Below are 25,629 nucleotides of genomic sequence, written 5' to 3'. Positions count from 1 at the left end.
TTAAAATGGATTTGCAAATTCTGCATAAAAAAGGAGTGGCAGTATGAAAAAAATAATCAAGTGGTTGGTAGTATCAGTCTGCTTGGGTATTCTCCCAGTCACTTGTCTTAACAGCGGGGGTGCGGTCAAGGAAGACAAACAGATAAAAATCGGTGTAACGGTGTACCAGATGGAGGACCCCTTCATCTCGACTATTCCTGCCCATATTGAGAAATTCGCAAAGAATAAGGAGTTTTCTGAAAACAAAAGAATTATAGTTAACATCATGGATGCTATGGGCAGCCAAAACCTACAAAATGATCAGGTGAATCAGTTTATAGAGCAGAACTACGATGTCATTTGTGTTAATATGGTAGATCGCACAGCAGCTTCCGTTATTATTGACCATGCAAAAGCCAACGATGTGCCGATTGTTTTTTTTAACCGCGAGCCAGTGGAAGAGGACATGCAGCGATGGGACAAGCTTTATTATGTCTGCTCGTTAGCAAACGAATCGGGCGTTTTGGAGGGTGGTATTGTCGTTGAATCCTATCGAAAAAACCCAAAACGGTGGGATAAAAACGGTGACGATAAACTGCAGTATGTCATTTTGGAAGGTGAACAGGGGCATCAAGATTCTCTCATCCGCACAGAGTCAACAATCAAAACCATTACAGAGGCTGGTATAAAAGTAGAAAAGCTTGAAAGTGAAACAGCTAATTGGCAGAGGGCACAGGCTGGTGTGGTAATGTCACAGTGGCTGAACAAATATGGCGACAGAATTGAGATGGTGCTGAGTAATAACGACAATATGGCATTGGGTGCGATTGACACTTTCCGAGAAATGGAATGTGAGAACTTACCGCTGATTGTTGGGATTGACGCAATTGCTCCGGCGTTAGAGGCAATTAAAGACGGTACATTAATGGGTACTGTACTAAACGATGCCAAAGGACAGGCAGAAGCTATTTTTAATTTGGCGTATGCGCTTTCTACGGGTGGAAAGACGGTGGAAAATCCACCGGATTTAAAACAACGCTACATATGGATACCTCATAGGACGGTTACAAAGGAGAATGTAGATGAAATTGAAAATGCTATTGCTTTGTAGACTTTTTCTGGTGTACCACGGCAATTCAAATCCGAACCTTGAGCCTGCCCATCAAGCTCGCTCTTTCCCCTTATCTTGGTGACCAGTTTATTATACCACTTCCAATTGGCTTTTCTTTTTCCTGTGTATTCCTTCTGGGGCGGCTCACGGAAGGCCTTTTTTAAACAATAGCGATATGTTAAAGATTATCAAATGGGATGGATAGAAATAATTGCAAAAATAATGAACTTTACGCAATATGTTTTAGGTAGTGTCCATCAAAAAGATACAATATTAAAGTCGCGTGTTTTTCATCAAAGATATTCATTCTGCTTTACATGTTTCCTGTTTAACCTTTTTATCAATCACATGGCGTTTTGCAAGTTCGTTTGCAATATCCGCAAGAGAAATCCCACGCTCAACCATCAGCACCATAATGTGATAGGTAAGATCTGCAATTTCGTATATGGTTTCGGCATTATCATTATTCTTTGCCCCGATAATTACTTCGGTGCATTCTTCGCCAACTTTTTTAAGAATTTTATCCAACCCTTTATCAAAGAGGTAAGTGGTGTAGCTGCCCTCTTGTTTGTTTGTTTTTCGTCCTTCAATCAATTCGTATAGTGCATCCATCGAAAAAGCGTTGCTTTCTTCACTTTGATAAATAGCTTCATTAAAACAGCTGTCTGCCCCGGTGTGGCAGGCAGGCCCGTTTTTAATCACCTCAACCGTAAGGGCATCATAATCACAGTCCGCAGTGATGGATACAATCTTCTGTACATTGCCGCTTGTTGCGCCTTTGCGCCAAATTTCCTGTCGGCTTCGGCTCCAAAAGCAGGTGTGCCCTTCTTTTATACTAATTTGCAGGCTCTCGTGGTTCATGTAAGCTACGGTTAGTACCTTTTTCGTGTAATAATCTTGTACCACAGCGGGAATAAGACCGTTTTCGTCGAATTTCAGCTTTTCTATTTTCATTGTTCAGTTCAGCCTTTCAAATATGATTGCAATCCAGCAGGTAAAGTGCATCTTCATAATCTTTGTTTTTTACATAAACATAATAAAGCAATTCCACTTTTTTATTTGTAAAAAGATTCCCATAATAAATACGACTTTTGTCGGCTCCAAACAGCCCACCTCTATGGCTTTGGTTCACAACGCGGTAATGGTAGCGTATACCTTTTGCACCAAGGCAATTTCGTACAGCAGCAAATGTTTTCAGATTGTCTCCGAAATAAACCTCTTTCCAACGCCAAAACAAAAGCACAAAGCATCCTCCTTTACCACTATACAGAGTATTTGCTTACACAATAGCACTGCGTTGGTGCTATGTCAAACTCTCGTTTCAATTTGCTGCGCTTTTAAGTATTGTTTTAAATCACGGATGACAAGTTCTTTGTAATGGAAGATAGACGCAGCTAATCCGGCATCCACACTCTTTAAGCGAAAAAGTTCTGAAAAATCTTCTTTTTTGCCCGCACCGCCGGATGCAATAATAGGGATTCTGACATGCTTTGAAATTTCTTCAAGCATTTCAAGGTCAAACCCCTGTTTTACCCCATCGGTATCAATCGAGTTTACCACCAATTCACCTGCGCCGTTTTGCTCTCCGCGCACCGCCCAGTCTATTGCGTCCATTCCGGTATCTTCGCGCCCGCCCTTAGCAAAAATGTGAAATTTGCCGTTTACACGCTTTACATCCATCGATAGCACTACGCATTGATTACCGTATTTTTGTGCTGCTTGAGCTATCAACTCTGGGTTACGGATTGCACCCGAATTGACGCTGACTTTATCCGCACCGCAGCTCAAAACATGTGCAAAATCTTCAACGGTATTAATGCCGCCGCCCACCGTAAGCGGAATAAAAATCTGGCTTGCCACGCGGCGCAATACCTCAGTAAATAGGCTTCTTTGCTCTACACTTGCGGTAATATCGTAAAAAACAAGTTCATCTGCACCGGTATCGTTATAATATTTGGCTAGTTCCACAGGGCCGTTTACATCCTGAATTCCTGTAAAATTTTTACCCTTTACCACGCGCCCGTCCCGCACATCAAGGCAGGGGATGATTCGTTTTGTAATCATGCCTATACCTCCTGTTTGCCGTCTGCAATTGCAATGGCTTTTGCAAGGTTGATTGCACCTGTATAAATGGCTTTACCAATGATAACACCGTAAGTACCCAGTGCACTGAGCTGAGAAATTTCATGCTCAAAACAAACACCGCCCGAGGCGATAATACGGCAGTTTACTTCTTTGGCTAGCTGATGATATATTTCCATATTCGTACCGCTCATGGCACCGTCTTTAGAAATATCGGTATAAATAATGGTTTGTACGCCGATGTCTGCAAGTTCACGGCAAAACTGTACCGAGTCGATGTCGCATACCTCTCGCCAGCCCTTAATTGCTACTTTACCGTTCTTGGCGTCCACACCCACCGCAATTTGCGAACCGAATTTTGCAATCATATGGGTGAGAAACTTTCTGTCAAGTGCAGAGGTGCCTAAAATTACGCGTTCTACACCAAGGTTGAGGTATTTTTGAATGCGCTGTTCATCACGGATACCGCCGCCTACCTGCACCGAAAGCCCGCCTGTTTTAATAATTTCGCAGACAGTATCAAAGTTTGAAAGTGAGCCGTCTTTTGCACCGTCTAAGTCCACTACGTGTAAGTTGCGTGCCCCTTGTGCTTTAAACTCCTGCGCAACATCCGCAGGGGAAGAAGAATATACGGTAATCTGGTTGTAGTCGCCCTGTTTTAAACGCACCGCCTGTCCGTTGCGCAGGTCGATTGCAGGAAAAATCTCCATAATGTCATCCTTTCAAATCACTGCAATGAATTGAGTCACAGTTCTGCAAAAGCAGATAAAATCTTTAACCCTGCTTCACCGCTTTTTTCGGGGTGAAACTGTGTGCCCATAACATTTTTATTCGCCACTACGCCTGTTATGGGAATACCATAATCTGAAACCGCCGCAATGCTTTCTGCGCAGTTCTTAGCGTAAAAGCTGTGTACATAATAAACGTAATCACCGTCTTTGCTGCTTTTTAGCAGGGGGCAGTCACGTACAATTTTTAATTGGTTCCACCCCATGTGTGGGATTTTAAGCTTCTCTTTCAGGTCGTCAGCTATCGGTACAACTTCACCTTTCAGCAGCCCCAAACCGTCGTGCTCGCCGTATTCCAAACCTTTTTCAAACAGTATCTGCATCCCCAGGCAGATGCCCAAAAGCGGCTTACCAATTGCAGCCTGCTCTTTCACTGTAGCGTCCAAGTTGGTTTCGCGCAATTTGTTCATTGCGTCAGCAAATGCGCCAACACCCGGTAGAATAATGTGGTCTGCCGCGCATATCTCATCAGGTTTGCCAGTCACTTTAGCGGTAAGCCCCAAATATTGCAGCGAGCTGACGAGAGAAAACAGGTTTCCCACGCCGTAATCAATTACAGCAATCATTTGTTTGCCTCCTCACGTTCTTTTAGCAGTGCAGTGAGCTTTTCGAGCATCTCCTCGATTATTGCATTTTTAAATTTAAAGCTGGATTTGTTAGCGATGAATCGTGCCGAAATAGGTACAATATCTTGGAAAACACATAAATTATTCTCTTTCAACGTACTGCCGGTTTCCACAATATCTACAATTACATCCGCAAGCCCTAAAATAGGTGCTAACTCGATTGAGCCGTTGAGCTTAATAATTTCTATTTCGCGGTTGATGCCAGCGTAATACTGCTTTGCAATGTTTACATATTTGGTTGCAACACGCAAAATACGGTCGGGTTGTTCTATATAATCGTTTTTGCCCGCCACAGCCACACGGCATCTGCCAATGTTCAAGTTCAGCAGTTCGTATACATCGGGTTGGCTCTCCAACAAGATATCTTTGCCTACCACACCGATATCTGCTGCGCCGTGTTCCACATATATCGCCACATCTGAGGGTTTTACAAGCAGATAGCGCACGCCGTTATCGGCGTTTTCAAACACCAGTTTGCGGTTATCCTCATAAATTGCCTTGCAATCGTACCCAATCTGCGAGAATATCTCATATACTTGGTCACCCAGTCTGCCTTTTGGCAGTGCAATATTCAACATATCAGATGTCCTCCTTTTTGAGCTCGCTATTGGCATAACGCAATACGGTTTTACAACGCAATCCTTGCGGTTTTACACGCTCTACACGTACCCGAAGCCCTTGTGCAATTTTATCTTCTATCAATGCTGAAAATTCCTTATAATTATCAATTGTATCGTACAGTACCAAAACATCTGCATCGTTGTTTATGTCACGGCGGTAAAATTGTTCCAATTCATCAAGATATACCGCAAACCCAATCGCACCTTTATCTTTGCCCAATTTATGCAGCAAGTTGTCGTATTGCCCGCCTGCAAGCACGGCTTTGGGGATATTTTCGACATATCCTTGAAAGATAATTCCATTGTAATAGTCAAGGTCATTCACAATGGAAATATCGAGATTTAACTTTTGCGAGAGGGGAGTTCCCTCAAACGAGGTATACAGTGTTTTCAGTTCGTCCAGTGCCTTTTGCATCGTGTCGTTCACCACAAGTGCTTGTGCGGACAGAAGCACCTTGTTAAAATCACCGTATAACTGTGGGATTTGCAACAGTTTATCTTTGTAAAAGTCGGATAGTTTAATTTTGTCTAATCGCGTTTTGAGTTCATATATATTTTTGGCGCGGATGCATTTTGCCAGTTCGTATTTTGATTGTTCATCAATCGCAATCCCTTCCAATAATCCAGACAGAAAACCCATGTGCGAAATATCCAGCAGATAGTTTTCGCTGATTGCCCCAAGGCTTTTTACAGCAAGACGGATGACCTCAATCGTTGCATACTCGTCTATTTTACCAATGCACTCCAACCCCATCTGGCCAATTTCTTTGTATTCTCGGTTCTGGCGAGACAATCGGTACACTTTTTCAAGATAATAAAGTTTTTCAAAGCTGTCGGTTTTCTGTGCGTCCAAATTTTTTACAATCGATAGGGTAACATCAGGCCTTAATGCAAGCAGCTTACCGTCAAGATCCATAAAGGTGATGATGTTTTCTGTTTTCAGAAAATTCTTATTATCAATGTAAAGGCTGTATTCTTCGAATTTATGCACGCGTACTTTTTTATATCCATGATGTTCAAATAACTTTCTAAGCTGAAATGTAACACGTTCTTCGTCCTTTAGATTTCCTAAAAACAAATCCATATCCACCATCCTGTTCTGTATTTTTTATAAATATATCACGCTTTAGTATATTAGTCAAGTAAAGCGATTGTTCTAATAATTTTTTTCAATAAGCACAAAAAATAAGAGGGCGACCACTGGTCGCCCTCTTATTTGCTAAAGTTTAATTTTAGTCCATCGGTTGCTGGCAAAGCGAAAGTAAATCAATGTCAGCCGCAAAGCTTGATCGATTAAAAGCCCAATCCATGCACCATTCAGCCCCCATCCCACAGGGTAGCACAGCACCCATGATATCAGTGGGCGCACAATACCAATACTAACCAGCGATACAACGGCAGTGTAAGTGGTATCGCCCGCGCCGCGCAGGCAGCCTGAAAGTACAACCTGTGAAATTTGCCCCAAACATGTAATCGCTATAATTACCATCAATGGGCGCGACATTTCAATAATTTGGGGGTCTTTTGAAAAAAGTGATACAAAGAAAGTATTTCCTGCAATAAAAACGGTAAAAAGAAACACTGATACTGTGAAGGCAAACCTTTGCCCCACCTTAGCATATATAATTGCTACGTCTGGGCGTTTTGCGCCAAGGTTTTGCCCTACCAGCGACGAAGATGCAATGCCGAAGCCGTCACCGAATGAAAATGATATGTTAAGTATATTCATGCATATTTGGTGAGCAGCAAATGCTACCGTACCAAGGTTGGCAACTACTTTAGCATATGTAAAAAAGCCAATGCGCATAAACACCTGCTCTACCATCGCACTGGAACTAACCTTTGCAATGCCTTTGATGGTTTTGCTGTCAAACCGCCAGTTATGGTTGCGAAGGATGTTGAGAAAACTGTCATGCTGCATAATCGAACGTATTGACATAATGAAACCAACAATGTTGCCGATAACCGTTGCCACGGCAGCGCCTGCCACGCCCAGTGCGGGGAAACCCAAATTTCCCCCGATTAGAAGAAAGTTAAAAACAAGGTTTACGCCGTTGGCGGCGAGATTGGTGAGCATAGAGATTTTCGTGTTGCCGATTCCCCGCTGAGCAGCATTTATAGTAAGCCCAAGGGATGAAAAAAAGTTGCCTACCAGAATAATTTTGAAGTAAATAGTTGCATCTTTTAAAATGTCGCTTGGAGCACCTGCGAATTCGATAATTTGGCGGGCGTAAAAAAAGCCAAACAAAGTCATAATCAGGGAAAGAGCAGTTGAAATCATAAGAGCCTGTTTTAAACAGCTGTTTGCACCTTCTTCGTCATCTTCGCCCTTACGCCGTGCTACCAGCGCCGTAACACCCACGTTCAACGACAAAATCACTGCAAGAATAACAAATTTGGGTTGCACCGTAATTCCTACTGCGGATATTGCTTGCGGCCCAAGCACCCCAACCATAATTATATCCACCGAAGAAATCAGTGACACCAATACAGCCTCAACAGCAGAGGGCCACGCAATGCCAAAATTAATTCGATATGCCTCGCGTGTTGAGGGGATGCTGCCGATTGCCTGACCTTGCTTCAGCATTCGGTCGGTAGTATAAAAACGGTGTAAAAGGTTCGCCATCCGGATATTTCAGCCTACTTTCTTAAATCTAAATATTTGATACATAAGCGAAACCGCAGAGATATCCCTGCGGTTTGAAGAACTCAAGTAATACTACTATAACATATTTAACAAGTACTCTCAAATTTTTAACAGCTAAATCAAATTTTTTTACATAATTCACAATTTATTAGCAAATATCACAAAAAGTTTATTTGATTTTTGTGCTATTTAACGATATGCTAAATATAGTCGGTACGTTGCTACCGCAAAAATTAAAACTAGAGGAGAAAATCATAATGAAAAAACTACTTACATTTCTTATTATCGCAGCACTTGCCGTATCTATGGCAGCTTGTACCCCCAAAAACAATGACAGCTCGCCTTCCGAAAGCAGCTCTGTATCTGAAAGTACCGATACATCAACTGAAACGGATTCATCTGAAGAAAGTGAACCGGATATTGAAATTCCAGAAGAAAACAAAAAGCTTGGCAATATAATCAGTGCGGCACGTACGGATGAAATGAACGATGCTGTTAACATAATCATGTCGAAAGATGATCCGCAGGCGAAATTGGTTTTTGAAACGACTGGGCTTAACCCCGATGATATGGATGCATACGCAATCAGCATTTCAATGGTGAATATAAAAGCATACGGCGTTGCAATCATTAAACCTGCCGAGGGTAAAAGTGAAGCGGTTCTCGCCGCCGTCAACGGGTTTGTAGAACAGGAGAAAAAAGCATTTGAGCAGTATCTGCCCGACCAAAAGGAGATTGCAAATTCTGCAACCGTAGATACACTTAAAGACGGTACAATTGTACTGGTAATGTCTGAAGATGGAGCAACGGTGCAAAAATCGATTTTGGATGCATTAAAAAAATAAATTAAAGCAATCAAAGGGGCGAACAGTTCGCCCCTTTTTGCATGATGCAATTGCAACAAAAGGCTTTGTATGATATAATATTACGGTATGTGTTTTAATATATAATATTGCGATAAGCGGCATAGCCGTAAATATGGAGGAACTATGATTACTGTATCTGATTTGGCGCTTTCTTTTAACGGGCAAAATTTATTTTCCAACGTGAACCTGTTGTTTCAGGGGGGAAACTGTTATGGCGTCATCGGTGCAAACGGCGCGGGAAAATCCACCTTTTTAAGGATTCTATCCGGAGAATTGGAACCCTCAAAAGGTGAAATTTCAATGGATGCGAAAGTTCGCATGTCGGTACTTAAACAGGACCACTACGCTTTTGATGAATTTACCGTACTCGAAACCATTTTGCAGGGCAATCCTCGTCTATACGAAATACTCAAACAAAAAGACGAGCTTTATAATAAACCAGATTTCTCTGAAGAAGACGGCAACCTTGCTGCTGAACTTGAGGCAGAGTTTGCCGAAATGGGCGGATGGGACGCAGAAACCGATGCAGGCAAACTACTGCAAGGCTTAGGGCTCGATAACATGATGCTCTATTCACAGATGTCTGCTCTTTCTGAAAAAGAAAAGGTAAAGGTTTTGTTAGCACGTGCGTTGTTTGGGCAGCCCGATATTATCTTGCTCGATGAGCCTACCAACGGTTTGGATATCAAGTCAATCTCTTGGCTTGAAGATTTCTTGCTTGACTATGAAGGCGCTGTCATTGTTGTTTCGCATGACCGCCACTTTTTAAATAACGTTTGTACCCATATCGTCGACATCGACTTTACCAAAATCAAGATGTATGTCGGCAACTACGATTTCTGGTACGAATCCAGCATTATGATGCAGCGCTTGATGAATGACCAGAAAAAGAAAGCCGAAGATAAAATCAAAGAGTTGCAGGCATTTATCCAACGTTTCTCTGCAAACAAATCCAAATCAAAACAGGCAACCAGCCGTAAAAAGTTGATTGATAAGCTAACGGTTGAAGAAATGCCTGCTTCTTCCCGAAAATACCCCTATGTGGGCTTTGTTATGGATAGAGAGCCGGGTAAAGAAATTCTCGCGGTTGAAGGTATTAGCAAAACCATTGATGGTGTAAAAGTGCTTAACAATGTATCGTTCCGTGTAGCTAAGGGCGATAAAATTGCTTTTGTAAGCGAAAACGAAATTGCAAATACCACCTTGTTTAAAATCCTCACTGAAGAGATTGAACCAGATGAAGGTACCTTTAAATGGGGTGTTTCCACCTCGCAATCTTATTTCCCTGCGGATAACTCTGCATATTTTAACAATTGCGACCTTTCTATCATCAAATGGCTCGAACAGTATTCAAGCGATACACATGAAACGTATCTGCGCGGTTTTCTCGGTAAAATGCTTTTCTCAGGCGATGATGTTAATAAGCCGGTTAAGGTACTTTCAGGCGGTGAAAAAGTACGCTGCATGCTTTCGCGTATGATGATGTTTGGCTCTAATGTTCTGTTATTGGACCAGCCAACCAACCACCTTGACCTTGAATCGATTACCGCGGTAAATGACGGCTTAATTGATTTTAAAGGTGTAATTTTGTTTGCTTCGCACGACCATCAGTTTATACAAACCATAGCAAACCGTATTATTGAGGTTACCGAAAATGGGTGTATCGACCGTATGTGCACCTACGATGAGTATCTCGAAAGCAAATAAAAAGCAAATTTTATACTATAACGCACTCTTTGCCGCAGGCAAAGAGTGCATTTCTTTTGGATTTGAAATATATTATGGACTATAAGTAAATTTTGTTTGGTTTGCTATTAATTACAAGCATTTTGCTTGTAATATTATGCATGTTGTATTATCATAAGACTATGACATTGATAAGGTGGGGATACTATGCCAGAGAGTTTTGAAAACAATCAAGCGGGAGAACCGTTTGATGAAAATTCAATATCAAACGAAGTACAAAATACCCCGTTAGAACAGCCGACTTTGGCAAAACCACGAAAACACACATTAAAAGTGATTGGTATAGTTGCCGGTTCAATTGTATGCATTTGTGTGTTGACACTTGCAGTTTTCGGTGCTATTTCAGCCTTAAACTATTATAAGGGTATAACAACAAGGCATAGCAGTGAGATGGCAGAAACCCCTTACAAAGGGCTTGCACTTAACAGTAAACCGCAAACAGACCAAGAAAAAAGCACTACGTTCGCGGCGTTTTCAAGCGAGGCGGCTGCACAAAAAGCGCTACCAAGTGTTGTTACCATCAAGGTGAAAATTTCGATGATGGGAGAAACTCTAAGTGGGGTAGGCAGCGGTATTATTATGGAAAAAGACGGCTATATAATCACAAACGCACATGTGGTGGATTATGCCGATACGATCAAGGTTGTGCTTGATGGCGGAAAAGGAGATTATAAAGCCGAAATTGTTGGTGTAGATCGCCGAACCGACCTTGCAGTGATTAAAATTGATGCAGAAAACATCGGATTGGAACTTACACCCGCCGAAATGGGCAATTCTGCCGATGTTAAAGTAGGGGAACGAATTCTAATCATCGGTACGCCGCAAAGCGAAGATTTTGCAGGCAGCGTAACACAAGGGATTATTTCCGGTCTCAATCGTTCGGTTTCGTCGGGAAACACGCTTTATTCAGGTGCCATTCAAGTGGATGCGGCAATCAACCGCGGTAACTCGGGCGGGGCACTTGTAAACAGCTACGGGCAGGTAATAGGCATTAACTCTGCAAAGCTCATTGATATCGGTACGGAGGGATTGGGCTTTTCAATTCCAATCAGCGACGCAAAACCGATTATAGACGACCTTATGAATCACGGCAAAGTGATGGGCAGAGTTTGCCTTGGTATTACAGCGCATGAGGTTACCGAAGAAATGGCACGCATTAAGCGTATGCCGGTGGGCTTATATGTTGAGGCACTGCGTGAAGGCAGCAACCTTTCAGAGAAAGGTGTGTTGATAGGTGACGTGATTACGGGATTGGACGGCAAAGCAGTTGCTTCATTTAAAGATGTGAAAGATGCAATCAAAGGTAAAAAAGCAGAAGATAGCATTAAGCTAAAAATCAACCGTTATAATACAGATACCAACGAAAATGAGTTTTTGGATATAACAGCTGCACTAATCGAGGATGAGGATGAACCCAATTTAATGGATTTATATAAAGACCTTTTTCCCGATGGAAAAGGCGGCGAAGATGAATCTAAAGATATTGAGGAAATTCCACCCGAGACGGATGTGCTCCGTTCACCAGAACAGGTATTGGCGCTCTAAACAGTACTATTTGGAGGTTTGTGATGTTAGGAAAGAAAAAAAATCGACCGTTTGTTTCGGTGGTAGTAGTTGCCGCAGGTAATGCAAGCCGTATGGACGGTATTGATAAACAATTGGTTGAAATAGATGGTATGCCTGTTGTCATTCGCAGTATATTGGCATTCGAACATTCTAATAAAGTGGATGAGATTATTGTTGTTACCAAAAAAGAAAGCATTCCCGAGCTGAACCGTCAGGTGCGCGAGTTCTTTGCAAATAAGGTAAAGTTTATTGTAGCGGGCGGCAGAACACGCCAAGAATCTGTTTTTTGCGGGGTGAATTGCATCGATGACCGCTGCAAATACATCGCTATCCATGATGGGGCGCGGCCTTTGGTGCTGACAGGTGCAATCGATGCCTGCATTGAAGATGCAATGGTGTATGGTGCCGCGTTGTTGGGCGTAAAAGTAAAAGACACGATTAAAGCGATAGATAAAGAGCGGTTTGTTGAAAAAACCATCGACCGCGAGAATTTGTTTATTGCGCAGACTCCGCAAATTTTTGAAATTTCGCTGTATAAACAGGCAATGCAGCAAGCCGATGAAAACGGCACCGATTTTACCGACGACTGCCAGCTGGTGGAGTCTATCGGGCATAAGGTATATGTTTCGCACGGGCACTACAACAATATTAAAATAACAACACCCGATGACATTTCTTATGCGCAGGCTTTGTTGGAGCAGATGGAGGATGGTATATGAGAATAGGGCACGGATACGACGTACATAAGCTTGTACCGAACAGAAAGCTGATTCTAGGCGGAGTGGAGATACCCCATACGCTTGGTTTGCTCGGGCATTCGGATGCCGATGTTCTTACTCATGCGGTAATGGATGCTCTTTTGGGAGCGGCAGCATTGGGCGATATCGGCAAACATTTCCCCGATACAGATGAGGCTTTTAAAGGTGCAAACAGCATCATACTTCTTCGTGCGGTAATGGATAAGCTTAAAAAACTGGGCTATGCTATCGTTAACATTGATTGTACTGTCATTGCACAGCGCCCTAAGCTGAAAGATTATATTATGCAAATGCGTCATAATCTCTCTGCGGCATGCAGTATCCCTCTTGAAGATATCAACATCAAAGCAACTACCGAAGAGAATTTGGGCTTTACAGGCAGAGAAGAGGGGATATCGGCACATGCCGTATGTTTGCTTGAACGCTTATCGTAGCCCAAGACTGGTTAAAAACGTTGACAATGCAATACAAAAAAGCTTTGCTATTAGTAAAAGATTGCGGCAAATTGCCGTTGACAAAGGAGAAATATGATGCGCTATAAACTGGTTGTAGATAGTTGCTGTGACGTAACCCACGAACTCAGAGAAAAACTGCCTGTTGAAGTAGTACCTTTAACGATGAAACTTGGTGACGATTCTTTTGTAGATAACTGCAAACTGAATTTACAAGACTTTCTTGCTAAAATGAAAGCATATAAAGGTCAGGTACGTTCGGCTTGCCCGTCACCTGGTGACTATGCCGAAGCATATCAGGGTGCGGACAATATCTTTGTGGTTACACTTTCATCCAATCTTTCTGGTTCATACAACAGTGCAGAGTTGGGTAAACGCCTTATGGATGGGGATAGTACGAATGAGGTACATGTTTTTGATTCAAAAAGTGCATCTGCAGGTCAGCTACTGATAGCATTGAAAATCAGTGAATTTATTGAGCAAAAACTTGAAAACAAAGAAATAATTAAAAATATCGAAGCTTTTATCAACGGCATGAAAACTTTTTTTGTTCTTGATAATCTTGACAATTTAACTAAAAATGGGCGAATGAATAAAATTGTCGGAAAAGTCGCGTCTGTTCTGGGTATTCGTCCGATATTAGGCGCAGATGGTGAAGGTAACATTGCATTTTTTTCCCAAGCGCGAGGGGCGGATGCTGCCATAAAAAAACTTGCTGCAACCATCGGCGAGCATTGTTCGAATACTTGTGAAAAAATTATGGTAATTACACACTGCAATAACTTGAAACAAGCCAATAAGTTAAAAGAGCTTGTTTCGGCAGCATACTCTTTTAAAGAAATTTTTATTGCCCCCACAGGTGGATTGAGCAGTATGTATGCCAATGAAGGCGGAATTATTGTGGCGTTTTAATTATTGAGATGTACAGCAAAATAGAATTCCTGTTTAAATTGCAAAATTTTATTGTATAAAAGCAAAGATAACACCAAAAAAAGACAAAGTATCTGCCATAGATACTTTGTCTTTTTTACATGGATTATGAATGCAATTTTAAATTATTTGTCACAGTCACGAATACTTGGTAAAAGCCAGCAAAGTGCACCAGAAATTAAAATAATAATGCCGCATATTAAAAAACACTTCATAACTCCCAGTGTTTCAGAAAATAAACCAGCGAAAGCTAGCCCAATAGGGGTAGCTAATACCATAATGCTGGTAGAAATAGACATTACTCTGCCTAAATATTCCGGCTCTACTCTTTGCTGAAACAGTGCAATGGCAATTCCCGAGTAAAATGGTGCGGCAAGCCCCATCACCCCCGAAAGCAACACAAACAGAATAAAACCGCTTGCAGGCAAAAAACCGGATAAAACAAGGCTTGCACCCATCATGATGATTGATAATATGATAGTGTGTATTTTGTTTTTAAAACCGCCCCAAAAACCCAATATAATTGAGCCAATCAGCATCCCTGCTGAAAAAGCAACCTCTACAATGCTTGCAGATACCGGTGTACCTCTAAAATAATCCATTGATACCAACGGAAACAATGCGTTGATTGGCATAAAACCCAAAAAGTACAGTCCGGTTACCAGTGTCAGCGGCATCAGCCCTTTGTGGCTGCGCAGCACAGCAAGGCCTTCTTTTGTGTCGTGCCATATATTGGTGCTTTTCGCAGAGTCTTGGGCAGTGGCAAGTATGGGGATGTAGACCACTGCAAGGGTGATTACACCGACTGCTGCACCGAGCACATCAAGAATTATGATGTCGGAGATATTCCAAGCCGCGTACAGTACAGCCGCAATGGGCGGAGAAAGCAGCAGCGAAACCGATTGCAGGGTTTGTGAATAGCCCGCGCAGCGTGTAAGTTCGTCCGTAGGCACGATAAGCGGCGTAACAGCCGAAAGCGATGGCGAATGAAAAGCCGAGCCGACAGAACGGATAAATAAAACCCCCATCACCAGCCAAAGTGGTATTTCTCCAAACCAGCCCACAATCACAATAATAAGGCTGGCTATGGCAATACAACTGTCCGATACAATCATGATGTGTTTACGGTTGTGTCGGTCAATAAAAGCACCTATGAAGGGGCCAAGAAGCCCCTGTGGCAAAAAGCCCAATAATGTTGCAACAGAAAGCACCATTGCAGACTTGGTCACATCGGTAAGGTACCAAATGATGGCATATTGGATGATTGCACTTGTGAGAAGTGAGATAGCCTGCCCCGACCAAATTAAGAAAAAAGGGATCTTCCAGTTTGTTGATTTTATGAGATGAAATTTCATCTGTTTGTCTCCTATAAATTCTGTTTAATTAAAATTTTTTAAATCATCGAAAAATAAAAAGCGCATACAACAGGATGTTGTATGCGCAGACAAAAGCAGAGATAACTTGCAGGCATAAAGCTCCTGTAAGCACTCGGTTTGAAATCTGTACAACAACAAAACCCATTTTCACAGGTATTTTCGTCTAAAACAGTATTTTCAAATCAATTGCATATTACAGAAACATGGATGCCATAAAAATCTCCTTACTATTTACAAACTTTAGACTATTCTAACTTAATCTTTTATTCTTGTCAACCCTTCAACAGAATTACAAACGCCCCCTTTTGTAACCGCACCATTTTAGCAGCACAGCATAAAATAATAAAGCAACAGGTTTATAATCGGCGTTGTAATGTATCCGCAGGGCATACAACGTCTTTACGATAAATAAGGAGGTTGATTAAAGAGATGGGAAAAAGCATTATTGTTGTAAAGTCCATCACCTATGCAATGCGGGGGCAACAGCTCTTGAACAACTATGGAATCAGCGCATATATTGAACGCAACCTTGGTGCTGCAAGTAAGTATGGCTGCGGCTATAGTATCCGGGTAAAAACGAACGAGGCTGCCCGTGCTGCTGAAATTTTAAAAAGCTACGGCATTCGCGTTGTGGATATTCTTCCTATAGGGGGTGGCGGGGCATGATTTATTTTGATAATGCTGCCACTACCTACCCGAAACCTCCGCAGCTGCTGCGTGCTTTTACCGAGTATTTGAACTTTTACGGTGCAAATCCCGGTCGAAGCGGGCATACAATGTCGCTTGAAACTGCAAAACAAGTGTATAAAACGCGTGAGGCAGTACGTGAACTGTTTGGGGTGAAAAATACCGAGGATGTTATCTTCACTTTAAATTGCACGCATTCCATCAATCTGGTGCTCAAAGGTTTGCTGCATTGGGGCGATCATGTCATTATTTCCGATCTTGAGCATAATTCTGTATTGCGGCCAATCCACAAACTTTGGATGCAGCATGGTATACAGTACAGTGTTGCAACAGTGGTTGAAGGCGATGACAATGCCACGGTAGAAAATTTTCGCAAATGTATCCTCCCCAATACCAAACTCATTGCTTGTACCCATGGTTCCAATGTGTTTGGTATCAAACTGCCAATTGCAAGGTTGGCAAAACTGGCACATCAAAACGGAGCTTTCATATTGGCAGATTGTGCGCAAACCGCTGGTGTTGAGGATATTGATATGTCCTCCATGGAAATTGATTTTATTGCTGCTCCGGGGCACAAAGGGCTGTATGGCCCAACTGGTACCGGTATATTACTGATTGGCAATGAGAATATTACCCTTGACACCCTTACTGAGGGCGGAACAGGAAGCAACTCACTGGTATATGAACAGCCCGATTTTCTTCCCGACCAACTGGAGAGCGGAACTGTCAATACTGCAGGTATCATTGCGCTAGAAGCAGGAATAGCCGATATTAAACGAAAAGGGATTGCGAATATCCGCTCACATGAACTGCAGCTTACGCAAATGCTCTACGATGCTATGTCGGCTATGCCGCAAATAAAGCTGTATACACGCCGGCCTACAGAGAGTTACCATTTACCGGTTCTGTCGTTCACTTTGGGCAACGAGCATTCAGAAGAAACTGCAAAACGGCTAAGCGAGTATGGCGTAGCCACTCGCGGAGGTTTTCATTGCGCACCGCTGGCACATCAAAAAATGGGTACACTTCAAACAGGAACTGTGCGTATAAGCCTAGGCATGTATAATGGTACAGAAGATGTAAGAGAATTTTTAACAATTCTAAAATTATTACAAAATAGCAATGATTAGGATTGAAATACTGCGCAGATGTGATAAAATATATAAATAAGCTTTTTTTGCAAAAAGCTGAATTTTTCACGTTCTGCGCCGCCTTTGGGCGTTATTTGATAGAATCGTATTTAAATATAATAGAGGAAGTTGAAGAATGGAGATATTGGACAAATTTTGGGTACAATTTGCCAGTAGCGTTAAAGCGATTGGTTTTACCGACGTGATTGACATGCTGTTTGTGGCATATCTTATATATAAACTCGCACACTTGATGAAGGAGACCCGTGCTGCTCAGCTTGTGAAAGGGCTGGTTGTTTACATTGCGGCATTTTTAATTGCGATGGTTGCCGAAATGAAAACAGTACAGTTTATCATGAAATACTTGCTTGACAACGCTCTGATTGTATTGGTTGTTATTTTTCAGCCTGAACTTCGCCGCGCATTGGAGCAGGTGGGAAGAAGCAAGCTGCCAATTGGGCTGTTTTCATCACACGCAATCAGCGAAGAAGCAGTAAAACAACAGTGGCAAACAGCGATTTCTTCTATTTGCGAGGCTGCATCTTCTCTTTCCAGAACACAAACAGGTGCATTAATGGTAATTGAACAGCAAACAAAGCTGGGCGATATCATTAAAACAGGTACCATCATTGATTCTGACCCGAGTATGGAGCTTATTGGAAATGTTTTCTTTCCCAATTCTCCGCTGCATGATGGTGCTATGATTATTCGTGCGGGCAGGCTTTATGCGGCAGGGTGCTTTTTGCCGCTTTCTACCAATTACGAAATCAGCAAACAGCTTGGTACCCGTCATCGTGCTGCACTGGGTATGAGCGAAAACTCCGATGCAATTATCATCGTGGTTTCTGAAGAAACAGGTTTTATATCAATAGCGCGAAATGGTACTCTCGAAATCAATCTTTCCATAGATCGGCTTCGCAAAACCCTTGAGGAATCTATATTAAAAGAGGACAAGGATGAAAAGGGTGAAAAAAAACCAGGTTTTTGGAAGGTGATGAATAGATGAAAAAAATAAAAGGAAAGGTAAATGACTTTTTTTTCAATAATGGTCTTCTTAAGCTTGTTTCTCTGTTTTTGGCTTTTATTGCTTATGTTGTTGTTGGAATCTCTATTAACCCTGTTAAGAGATGGACAGTATCGGATATACCGATTAACATTGACGTAAAAAATGCCTCCATTGAAAAGCAGGGGCTGAATCTGCTCAGTGCAAACATAGCGGTAGCCGATGTAAAGGTATCGGGCGAAACATATATTGTTGCAAACCTTGATGAAAGGGATATTGCCGTTAATGCTTCACTCAGCACCGTATCAGGTGCAGGCTCTTACGATTTAAAGTTAGAGGCGGTAAACAAATCGGGCAAAAATTTTCAAATTGATGAGGTTTCACCCGGAGTAGTCAAAGCAAAATTTGATAAACTGCTTAACCGCAAATTCCCTGTAACGGCGCAAATTGAAAACTTTACAATGCCCGAGGGCTATATGTCACCGGACGAAAAACCTCTCGTAACTCCAGGTGAAATCACTATTACCGGGCCTGAGGTAGAGCTTGATAAAATTGCAAAATGTGTTGTTAAAAAAGATTTAGAGAATAATCCGCTTAATAAAACAACCGTGCTAAAATTGCCGATTGAATTACAGGATAAAGACGGAAAACCCATTGAGTCGGATGAACTCAAGTTGGAATACGACAGCGCCGATGTAAAAATCACTATCTTTAAAAACAAACAAATACCGCTTAGCATTGGGTTTACCAATGTGCCCCCCAATTTCCCAATCGAAGATTTAAAGTATACCATCTCCAATGAAAAAATTTGGGTAGCAGGGCCCACCGATCAGGTTGATAACCTGACAGGTGTAAATGTAGGCTATGTGGATTTGAAAACGCTGACGCCTGAAAACAATACGTACAACTTTGATGTTGTGATTCCATCCGACTTTACTAATGTGCAGCACATCGAAAGCGTAGCAGTAGAATTTAATACTGCGGGTATGGCAGAAAAAAACTTTTATGTAAACAATCTAAAAGTAATCAACGCGCCCGCCGGATACAATGTGACATTGCTGACAAAGCAACTTAACAATGTTAAAATTGTAGGATCTAAAAAAATAGTAGATAAACTTACAGCAAAAGATATTGTGGTTGAGATTGATTTGTCAGACCGTAAAATTACTTCTGGACAGATTGAGATGCCGGTAAGTGTAATTGTACCGGGTAAGGGGCTGGCATGGTCAACGGGCAGTTACACCGTTGTTGTAAATATTAAAGAAAAATAAAAGACATAGGAATGGCTTGTCAGCGCTGTTGGCAAGCCATTCTTTGGTTATGGAGATTATTATGATTGTTATTACAGGAATTCGCACTGGTATATCGCAGGGCGCGGAGGCAGCAACAGAAAAAGCGATTGCCGAACTTGGCGTAAAACAAAACTGTGTAAAAAACAGCTATATTATCAAAGCATCGGTAGATGCTCGCCGCCGTACCAATATCAGTATGGTTTATTCTGTTGGGCTGGAGCTCACATGTAACGAAGAGGACGCTGTAAAAGCTGCCAATAAGCCTACCGTTACATTGCGCAGTTCGCTGCAAACCCCTCTGAAATTGGGTACACAAAAGCTCAACTCTCGCCCTGTAATTGTCGGCTTTGGCCCTGCCGGAATGTTTGCCGGGTTATTACTGGCACAAAATGGGTATCAGCCGATAATTCTTGAAAGAGGAAGTGATGTGGATGCCCGTGTAAAAGCGGTTGAAGGCTTTTGGAACGCTGCAAAGCTGGATACCTCAACCAATGTACAGTTTGGAGAAGGCGGTGCGGGTACTTTCTCAGACGGTAAGCTCACTACCCGAATCAACGACTCGCATTGCGACTATGTATTACGGCAATTTGTGCGTTTCGGTGCTCCGCATGAAATTTTATATAAAGCAAAGCCTCACGTTGGCACCGACTTGCTGCGGGGTATTGTAAAAGCAATACGACAAGAAATTATATCGCTGGGCGGAGACATTCGTTTTTGCTCAAAACTTGATAATTTTAATATATCCGAAGGCAGATTAAGAAGCATTGCTTCGGGCGATGAGACCCTGCGCGCGCAGGTGTTGGTACTGGCTGTTGGGCATAGTGCGCGTGATACGTTTGAGTTGCTGTTAAAAAAACAACTTGCTATGGCTGTAAAACCTTTTTCGGTAGGCGTTCGTATTGAACACCTGCAATCAGACATTGACCAAGGCTTATTTGGCGAGTTCGCGGGCCACCCTGCACTTGGTAAGGGTGAATATCAGTTGTCGCATAGGCGTGGTGACCGTGCTGTCTATACATTTTGTATGTGCCCTGGGGGGACTGTAGTGCCTTCCGCTTCGGAGCAAAATAGTGTCGTGGTAAACGGCATGAGTGAGTATGCACGAGACCAAGTGAATGCCAATTCTGCTTTAGTGGTATCCGTTGATAGCCGCGATTTTGGTGAAAACCCATTGGATGCCATTAATTTTCAACGCAAACTGGAACACGCTGCATTTGTGGCAGGCGGAAGCAACTACAAAGCACCAGCCCAAACAGTAGGGGACTTTTTAAAAGGACGCACAGGGCTTAACCTAGGCAAGGTGCATCCGTCTTATTCCATAGGTACCAAAGCTGCTAATATGCTGGATTTGTTTCCGCAGCAGATTACCGATATGATGCGTTTGGGGCTTTTGGTGTTTGACAGTAAAATAAAGGGCTTTGCTGCACATGATGCTGTTCTCACCGGCGTAGAAACCCGCACTTCGTCTCCTGTACGTATACTACGCAATGAACACGGCGAATCAATATCAGCAGAGGGCTTATACCCCTGCGGTGAGGGTGCGGGGTATGCGGGCGGTATCATGAGTGCTGCGGTAGACGGTTTAAGAATTGCCGAAAGTATTATGCAAAAGTATGCGCCGCTTGGGTAAAACAGAGATGAATATCAATGAAGACAGGGATTTTAATAGCTCAGTATAAAAGGATAGGCTGTTTAAAGTGCTCATAAAAAATTAGATAATATTAAAAATTAACAAAAGGGGTTGTTGTCTGTAGAATGCAGGCAGCAACCCCTTTAATATTTGTGTTTGTTATTCTCATGTTTACAAATAAAGGGTATATTTTTGTCGATATTTGTGATAGCATAATAAATATATACAAAGAATTTAACAAAACAATGCAAAGGAGAATTTGAATGAACAAGATTATTAAAAAAACTGCTGCTGTTTTGACAGCCGCCTGTTTAGCTGTAGGCGGTTTATCGGTGCAAGCACTAGCAGCATCCGAATACAACGATTTTGATTATATTACAAATCATGTTTCTATTTGGGTACCACAAAAACTGAATATTACAAGACCAAGTAAAAATGTAAAAACAAGCGCAACTGCTTATTATATTACAGGTAACTCCAGCCCTGAATATGAACTTTATATGAACGGTGAGACCGTTGAAAATCGCGGTAAAAGCGGAACCTTCGGTGTTTATGTATCGTTGGATGCAGGCGAGAACGTTTTTGAGTTTACACAAGAAAACGGTGCAGCCAAAGCTGTAACGATTACACAAGGCAAAGGATATAGTGTAGATATACCAACCACCAATAAAGTTTCGTCGATGTTCCCTTCTTATGATGTTGGTGAACTTGCGGGTACTACAGTAACTCTGCAATGTGTTGGCCCTGCAGGTGCAAACATAACCGCAACTATAAACGGCTCCAGTTATCAAATGCGTCAGGTTGCTGCTGCGCAAACAGGTATTCCCGCTACATTTAAGGCAGAATATTCGGTGCCTTCTGTAGATAAAACAACCAACCTTGGCAATGTAAAATATACAATGTCCTATAACGGTATGAATAAAACATTTACTTCTGGAGGCAAGCTGTATGCCGGCGGAGACACGCTTTTGGTACAAGTAGCCGACACGTCGTCCAGTATTTTTACAGAGGGTAAAAGTAACAGCAAGTTTATCACTACTGCTAAAATAGGCGCGACCGATTATGTGGTTGATTCTAACTCAAGCATGTACAAACTTGGTATGGGCGGCTGGATTTATAAGAATACAACCAAACCCATCACTGGGGGGACAAGCGATAACGTTGTATCTAATGTTTCTTATAAAAACACAGCGCACGGCGAACGTTTTATTTTTACCGGTACTGCGCAGCCTGTTGTAACAACATCTCGCAGCGAAGACGAAATTAGCATTACAATGCATCACACTACAGGCGTTGACAGTGTTTCTACCGAAAACAGCAAATTATTTACCGATGCATCTGTATCAGAATCTGGCGGCGATACGGTTATAACTTTTAGCCGCAACACAGATTATGATTTATGGGGTTATGTCGTAGAATACAAAGATAATGTAACAACGCTTTATTGTAAATATAAACCTACATTATCAGGTGATAGCAGCAAACCTTTAGCTGGTATTTTGGTTGCACTTGATGCAGGGCATGGAGGGTCTGACCCTGGTGCTCTGGGTGTTATGAATGGTTTGGGTATCAGCGAGAGCGATATCACCGCAAATACCGCTATTGCTGTTAAAAAACGTTTGGAATCTTTGGGCGCAGAGGTTTTGCTCGAAGGCAGCGGTGTTACCAAAAAAACAAAAGCAGATTATGTTGAACGTATGATGCCCGCCTATACCAACAAAGCAGATTTCTTTATTTCATTGCATTGCAACAGTATTGGTACCAATCAAAATGGATTGAAACCCAACGGAATTGAAATCTATTACTATGAGAACATTGCAAAATCTTTTAGCAATACATTGCTTTCGCATATGGTTACCGAAACGGGAAGAGCATCCCGTGGTGTGAAGTTTACAAACTTTCGTGTAACGCTAAACAGTTGTGCACCGTCCGTTTTAGTTGAGATGGGATTTGTTACAAACCCCACCGAATTTGATGACCTTGCAAGCAAACGCGGAATGTTTAATATGGCAAATGCCATCGGTGATGGTTTAATCGATTATTTGTCTTAATAGAATATTTACATATAAAAGCAGGCTGCCGTTGCGGTAAGCCTGCTTTTTGCAAGAACATTTTGCAATCTTGCAAGATATTAGGCTTATTTTAGCGTTTTGCTTGATTTTTGCAAGAATACAAGATAAAATAGAATGCGAGGTGATCCATTTGAATAAAGATTTAATTAATCTAATAAGTGGTATGATGGCCGGCTTTTCAAAGGGGCAAAAAATGATTGCCGACTACATAATTAACCATTATGATAAAGCAGCTTTTATGACGGCATCGAAACTAGGCAACACAGTTGGAGTCAGCGAATCTACTGTTGTTCGCTTTGCTTCCGAGGTGGGGTACGAAGGCTATCCTCAGCTGCAACGTGCCCTGCAAGAACTCATTCGCAATCGGCTTACAGCGGTACAGCGTATGGAAGTTACTAACGACCAAATCGGTGGCGGCGATGTACTTGCCAAGGTTTTGGGCTCTGATATTGAAAACATCCGTAGAACACTGGAAGAATCCTCATCGGATAACTTTAATAACGCAGTGGATGCACTTTGTGCTGCCAGAACCATTTACATTTTAGGCATCCGCAGTTCATCTGCATTGTCTCGCTTTTTGTACTTCTACTTCAATCATATTTTCGATGACGTACGGATTATCAATACCAACAGCTCCAGTGAGATGTTTGAACAGATTTTGCGTATTGGTAAAGAAGATGTATTTATTGGCATTACATTTCCGCGTTACTCGCAGCGCACTTTTAATGGTGCAAAGTTTGCAATGGATAATGGTGCCAAAGTAATTGCAATTACCGACAGTCCACAGTCTCCTATAGCAGAAATATCTGATACCGTACTATTGGCACGAAGTGATATGGCATCTTTTGTGGATTCGTTGGTTGCTCCGCTGAGCCTTATCAATGCGTTGATAGTTGCGGTAGGTTTGCGCAAAAAGAATGAAATTTCAGCAACATTTTCTCGGCTTGAACAAATTTGGGATGAGTATAATGTTTACGAAAAAATAGAGGGGACTCATGATATAGATGTCACAAAAATATGATGTGGTTGTCGTAGGTGCGGGCGCAGCCGGTGCCATGGCTGCCGGTACAGCTGCACAGCGTGGTCTCAATACGGTTATTATCGAACGCAACCCACGCATTGGGCGCAAAATTATGATTACAGGCAAGGGGCGTTGTAATGTCACAAATAACTGCGATAATCCGGCTTTTATCAACGCGGTAAAAGTAAACGGTAAATTTTTATACAGTGCCATCAATACTTTTTCTACGCAAGACACCATGTCCTTTTTTCAAAATTTAGGTGTACCGCTTAAAACAGAACGCGGCAACCGCGTTTTTCCGGTATCCGATAAATCTGTTGATATTGTAGATGCTCTTGCAAAGTTCATCCGAACCAGTGGTGCAAAGTTGGTGGAAGGGCGATGCAAGGCTCTGATAATAAAAGACGGCGCTGTTTCAGGCGTTAAATTGGAGGACGGCACCAGCCTGCAGGCAGATAATGTGATTGTTGCAACCGGAGGTTTAAGCTACCCTACAACCGGGTCTACAGGGGATGGATACTTGCTTGCAAAGCAAGCGGGGCACAACATTGTTACTCCTACGCCGTCGCTTATTCCTATTGTAACGAATGAGCTTTGGTGTAAAGATTTGATGGGGCTTTCTCTTAAAAATGTTACGGTAACGCTTACCGATATGCAAAAAAACAAAGTGCTTTACCATGAAATGGGGGAAATGTTGTTTACTCATTTCGGTGTTTCCGGTCCGCTTATTTTAAGCGCATCCAGCCACATGAAACAAGAAAATTTGCACAATTATGTTATTGAAATCGATTTGAAACCCGCATTGTCTGTTGAGCAGCTTGATGCACGTTTATTGCGTGACTTTGCAAAAAATTTGAATAAAGACTTTCTCAACAGCCTTTCGGAGTTATTGCCGCGTAAAATTATCCCCATTATGGTTGAGCTTTCTCAAATAGATGGTTGTGAAAAGGTAAATCAAATTACCAAAGAACAACGCAGAGCATTTGCAGAACTAATAAAGCATCTGCGTATCACACCGCGGGCGTTCCGTCCTATTGACGAAGCAATTATCACTTCCGGCGGGGTTCATGTAAAAGAAATCAATCCAAAAACAATGGAATCCAAACTCGTAAAGGGATTATACTTTGCAGGTGAAGTGATGGATGTAGATGCTTACACAGGTGGGTTTAATCTGCAAATTGCTTTTTCAACAGGCGCACTTGCAGGTATGCATGTGGGACTTTGAATTATTCGTTTGATTTGGAGGC

Annotated in this window: 24 protein-coding genes; 15 read left to right on the top strand and 9 right to left on the bottom strand. The window is 42.1% G+C overall.

Going from position 1 to position 25,629, the window contains the following annotated elements:
• The first annotated feature begins 43 nt into the window (after positions 1-43).
• Positions 44-1,090 (top strand): galactose ABC transporter substrate-binding protein, encoded by a 1,047-nt coding sequence (locus tag EDD70_RS07530; RefSeq protein WP_092751411.1) that lies wholly within the window; start codon positions 44-46, stop codon positions 1,088-1,090.
• A 303-nt stretch (positions 1,091-1,393) separates the two neighbouring features.
• On the opposite strand, the gene hisIE is transcribed toward EDD70_RS07530, so the two are convergent.
• The 8 genes from hisIE to EDD70_RS07490 all read right to left on the bottom strand — a co-directional run bounded on the left by hisIE (position 1,394) and on the right by EDD70_RS07490 (position 7,832).
• On the bottom strand, positions 1,394-2,044 hold the full coding sequence (gene hisIE / locus EDD70_RS07525; protein WP_092751413.1) for a bifunctional phosphoribosyl-AMP cyclohydrolase/phosphoribosyl-ATP diphosphatase HisIE: 651 nt from the start codon (positions 2,042-2,044) through the stop codon (positions 1,394-1,396).
• 16 nt (positions 2,045-2,060) lie between these two features.
• The gene (locus tag EDD70_RS07520; RefSeq protein ID WP_092751415.1) at positions 2,061-2,333 is read right to left on the bottom strand and encodes a hypothetical protein; all 273 of its coding nucleotides are present in this window, start codon (positions 2,331-2,333) and stop codon (positions 2,061-2,063) included.
• Positions 2,334-2,398: 65 nt separating this feature from the next.
• Complete coding sequence (hisF, locus tag EDD70_RS07515; protein ID WP_092751417.1) at positions 2,399-3,154, bottom strand: imidazole glycerol phosphate synthase subunit HisF; 756 nt, start codon at positions 3,152-3,154, stop codon at positions 2,399-2,401.
• Positions 3,155-3,156: 2 nt separating this feature from the next.
• Positions 3,157-3,882: a 1-(5-phosphoribosyl)-5-[(5-phosphoribosylamino)methylideneamino]imidazole-4-carboxamide isomerase gene (gene hisA, locus EDD70_RS07510; RefSeq protein WP_092751419.1), complete on the bottom strand. Its 726-nt coding sequence runs from the start codon at positions 3,880-3,882 to the stop codon at positions 3,157-3,159.
• Positions 3,883-3,917: 35 nt separating this feature from the next.
• On the bottom strand, positions 3,918-4,526 hold the full coding sequence (gene hisH / locus EDD70_RS07505) for an imidazole glycerol phosphate synthase subunit HisH (protein ID WP_092751421.1): 609 nt from the start codon (positions 4,524-4,526) through the stop codon (positions 3,918-3,920).
• Entirely contained in the window at positions 4,523-5,164 is a 642-nt protein-coding gene (gene hisG, locus EDD70_RS07500; protein WP_092751423.1) for an ATP phosphoribosyltransferase, read from the bottom strand. Before hisG ends, hisH begins: the two co-directional genes overlap by 4 nt.
• Before the next feature lies 1 nt (position 5,165).
• Positions 5,166-6,290, bottom strand: coding sequence for an ATP phosphoribosyltransferase regulatory subunit (locus tag EDD70_RS07495; protein WP_092751425.1), 1,125 nt, complete (start codon positions 6,288-6,290; stop codon positions 5,166-5,168).
• Positions 6,291-6,425: 135 nt separating this feature from the next.
• A complete protein-coding gene (locus EDD70_RS07490) occupies positions 6,426-7,832 on the bottom strand; it encodes an MATE family efflux transporter (protein ID WP_092751427.1) in 1,407 nt (468 codons plus the stop codon).
• Between the two features lie 278 nt (positions 7,833-8,110).
• Between EDD70_RS07490 and EDD70_RS07485 the strand changes: the two genes are divergently transcribed.
• The 6 genes from EDD70_RS07485 to EDD70_RS07460 all read left to right on the top strand — a co-directional run bounded on the left by EDD70_RS07485 (position 8,111) and on the right by EDD70_RS07460 (position 14,153).
• Positions 8,111-8,698, top strand: coding sequence for a DUF4358 domain-containing protein (locus tag EDD70_RS07485; protein ID WP_162840773.1), 588 nt, complete (start codon positions 8,111-8,113; stop codon positions 8,696-8,698).
• A 144-nt stretch (positions 8,699-8,842) separates the two neighbouring features.
• On the top strand, positions 8,843-10,426 hold the full coding sequence (locus tag EDD70_RS07480; protein ID WP_092751431.1) for an ABC-F family ATP-binding cassette domain-containing protein: 1,584 nt from the start codon (positions 8,843-8,845) through the stop codon (positions 10,424-10,426).
• A gap of 186 nt (positions 10,427-10,612) precedes the next feature.
• On the top strand, positions 10,613-12,010 hold the full coding sequence (locus EDD70_RS07475) for a S1C family serine protease (protein WP_092751433.1): 1,398 nt from the start codon (positions 10,613-10,615) through the stop codon (positions 12,008-12,010).
• A 23-nt stretch (positions 12,011-12,033) separates the two neighbouring features.
• On the top strand, positions 12,034-12,750 hold the full coding sequence (gene ispD, locus EDD70_RS07470; protein ID WP_092751435.1) for a 2-C-methyl-D-erythritol 4-phosphate cytidylyltransferase: 717 nt from the start codon (positions 12,034-12,036) through the stop codon (positions 12,748-12,750).
• The gene (gene ispF / locus EDD70_RS07465) at positions 12,747-13,223 is read left to right on the top strand and encodes a 2-C-methyl-D-erythritol 2,4-cyclodiphosphate synthase (protein WP_092751437.1); all 477 of its coding nucleotides are present in this window, start codon (positions 12,747-12,749) and stop codon (positions 13,221-13,223) included. Before ispD ends, ispF begins: the two co-directional genes overlap by 4 nt.
• A 93-nt stretch (positions 13,224-13,316) precedes the next feature.
• A complete protein-coding gene (locus tag EDD70_RS07460; protein ID WP_205408576.1) occupies positions 13,317-14,153 on the top strand; it encodes a DegV family protein in 837 nt (278 codons plus the stop codon).
• A 143-nt stretch (positions 14,154-14,296) separates the two neighbouring features.
• Here EDD70_RS07460 and EDD70_RS07455 read toward each other — a convergent pair whose 3' ends face one another.
• Positions 14,297-15,526 carry an MFS transporter gene (locus tag EDD70_RS07455; RefSeq protein WP_092751441.1) on the bottom strand — a complete coding sequence of 410 codons (1,230 nt, stop codon included), beginning with the start codon at positions 15,524-15,526 and terminating at the stop codon, positions 14,297-14,299.
• 450 nt (positions 15,527-15,976) lie between these two features.
• Between EDD70_RS07455 and EDD70_RS07450 the strand changes: the two genes are divergently transcribed.
• The 8 genes from EDD70_RS07450 to EDD70_RS07415 all read left to right on the top strand — a co-directional run bounded on the left by EDD70_RS07450 (position 15,977) and on the right by EDD70_RS07415 (position 25,607).
• Entirely contained in the window at positions 15,977-16,213 is a 237-nt protein-coding gene (locus tag EDD70_RS07450) for a putative Se/S carrier protein (RefSeq protein WP_092751443.1), read from the top strand.
• Complete coding sequence (locus EDD70_RS07445) at positions 16,210-17,364, top strand: aminotransferase class V-fold PLP-dependent enzyme (protein WP_092751445.1); 1,155 nt, start codon at positions 16,210-16,212, stop codon at positions 17,362-17,364. Before EDD70_RS07450 ends, EDD70_RS07445 begins: the two co-directional genes overlap by 4 nt.
• A 136-nt stretch (positions 17,365-17,500) precedes the next feature.
• Positions 17,501-18,370 carry a diadenylate cyclase CdaA gene (gene cdaA, locus EDD70_RS07440; RefSeq protein ID WP_092751447.1) on the top strand — a complete coding sequence of 290 codons (870 nt, stop codon included), beginning with the start codon at positions 17,501-17,503 and terminating at the stop codon, positions 18,368-18,370.
• Positions 18,367-19,638, top strand: a complete 1,272-nt coding sequence (locus EDD70_RS07435) for a CdaR family protein (protein ID WP_092751449.1) — start codon at positions 18,367-18,369, stop codon at positions 19,636-19,638. The genes cdaA and EDD70_RS07435 overlap by 4 nt, the downstream gene beginning before the upstream one ends.
• Before the next feature lie 61 nt (positions 19,639-19,699).
• Entirely contained in the window at positions 19,700-21,289 is a 1,590-nt protein-coding gene (locus tag EDD70_RS07430; RefSeq protein ID WP_092751452.1) for an NAD(P)/FAD-dependent oxidoreductase, read from the top strand.
• Positions 21,290-21,552: 263 nt separating this feature from the next.
• On the top strand, positions 21,553-23,340 hold the full coding sequence (locus tag EDD70_RS07425) for an N-acetylmuramoyl-L-alanine amidase (protein WP_092751455.1): 1,788 nt from the start codon (positions 21,553-21,555) through the stop codon (positions 23,338-23,340).
• Positions 23,341-23,491: 151 nt separating this feature from the next.
• Positions 23,492-24,382, top strand: a complete 891-nt coding sequence (locus EDD70_RS07420; RefSeq protein ID WP_092754451.1) for a MurR/RpiR family transcriptional regulator — start codon at positions 23,492-23,494, stop codon at positions 24,380-24,382.
• On the top strand, positions 24,366-25,607 hold the full coding sequence (locus EDD70_RS07415; protein WP_092751457.1) for a BaiN/RdsA family NAD(P)/FAD-dependent oxidoreductase: 1,242 nt from the start codon (positions 24,366-24,368) through the stop codon (positions 25,605-25,607). The genes EDD70_RS07420 and EDD70_RS07415 overlap by 17 nt, the downstream gene beginning before the upstream one ends.
• The last annotated feature ends 22 nt before the right edge of the window (positions 25,608-25,629 follow it).

The sequence above is a fragment of the Hydrogenoanaerobacterium saccharovorans genome (assembly GCF_003814745.1).
GTDB classification, from domain to species: domain Bacteria; phylum Bacillota; class Clostridia; order Oscillospirales; family Ruminococcaceae; genus Hydrogenoanaerobacterium; species Hydrogenoanaerobacterium saccharovorans.
The sequence above is the reverse complement of the archived record's forward strand: the minus strand, read 5'-3'. Positions and strand labels throughout refer to the sequence as shown.

Bases quoted from the DNA above. Each gene is read 5' to 3' on its own strand.
- hisF (WP_092751417.1), bottom strand. From the start codon at position 3,154: ATGATTACAAAACGAATCATCCCCTGCCTTGATGTGCGGGACGGGCGC.
- ispF (WP_092751437.1), top strand. From the start codon at position 12,747: ATGAGAATAGGGCACGGATACGACGTACATAAGCTTGTACCGAACAGA.
- EDD70_RS07430 (WP_092751452.1), top strand. From the start codon at position 19,700: ATGATTGTTATTACAGGAATTCGCACTGGTATATCGCAGGGCGCGGAG.
- ispD (WP_092751435.1), top strand. From the start codon at position 12,034: ATGTTAGGAAAGAAAAAAAATCGACCGTTTGTTTCGGTGGTAGTAGTT.
- EDD70_RS07415 (WP_092751457.1), top strand. From the start codon at position 24,366: ATGTCACAAAAATATGATGTGGTTGTCGTAGGTGCGGGCGCAGCCGGT.
- hisH (WP_092751421.1), bottom strand. From the start codon at position 4,526: ATGATTGCTGTAATTGATTACGGCGTGGGAAACCTGTTTTCTCTCGTC.
- EDD70_RS07435 (WP_092751449.1), top strand. From the start codon at position 18,367: ATGAAAAAAATAAAAGGAAAGGTAAATGACTTTTTTTTCAATAATGGT.
- EDD70_RS07455 (WP_092751441.1), bottom strand. From the start codon at position 15,526: ATGAAATTTCATCTCATAAAATCAACAAACTGGAAGATCCCTTTTTTC.
- EDD70_RS07445 (WP_092751445.1), top strand. From the start codon at position 16,210: ATGATTTATTTTGATAATGCTGCCACTACCTACCCGAAACCTCCGCAG.
- EDD70_RS07530 (WP_092751411.1), top strand. From the start codon at position 44: ATGAAAAAAATAATCAAGTGGTTGGTAGTATCAGTCTGCTTGGGTATT.
- EDD70_RS07460 (WP_205408576.1), top strand. From the start codon at position 13,317: ATGATGCGCTATAAACTGGTTGTAGATAGTTGCTGTGACGTAACCCAC.
- EDD70_RS07475 (WP_092751433.1), top strand. From the start codon at position 10,613: ATGCCAGAGAGTTTTGAAAACAATCAAGCGGGAGAACCGTTTGATGAA.
- EDD70_RS07425 (WP_092751455.1), top strand. From the start codon at position 21,553: ATGAACAAGATTATTAAAAAAACTGCTGCTGTTTTGACAGCCGCCTGT.
- EDD70_RS07485 (WP_162840773.1), top strand. From the start codon at position 8,111: ATGAAAAAACTACTTACATTTCTTATTATCGCAGCACTTGCCGTATCT.
- EDD70_RS07480 (WP_092751431.1), top strand. From the start codon at position 8,843: ATGATTACTGTATCTGATTTGGCGCTTTCTTTTAACGGGCAAAATTTA.
- EDD70_RS07450 (WP_092751443.1), top strand. From the start codon at position 15,977: ATGGGAAAAAGCATTATTGTTGTAAAGTCCATCACCTATGCAATGCGG.
- cdaA (WP_092751447.1), top strand. From the start codon at position 17,501: ATGGAGATATTGGACAAATTTTGGGTACAATTTGCCAGTAGCGTTAAA.
- hisG (WP_092751423.1), bottom strand. From the start codon at position 5,164: ATGTTGAATATTGCACTGCCAAAAGGCAGACTGGGTGACCAAGTATAT.
- hisA (WP_092751419.1), bottom strand. From the start codon at position 3,882: ATGGAGATTTTTCCTGCAATCGACCTGCGCAACGGACAGGCGGTGCGT.
- hisIE (WP_092751413.1), bottom strand. From the start codon at position 2,044: ATGAAAATAGAAAAGCTGAAATTCGACGAAAACGGTCTTATTCCCGCT.
- EDD70_RS07490 (WP_092751427.1), bottom strand. From the start codon at position 7,832: ATGGCGAACCTTTTACACCGTTTTTATACTACCGACCGAATGCTGAAG.
- EDD70_RS07495 (WP_092751425.1), bottom strand. From the start codon at position 6,290: ATGGATTTGTTTTTAGGAAATCTAAAGGACGAAGAACGTGTTACATTT.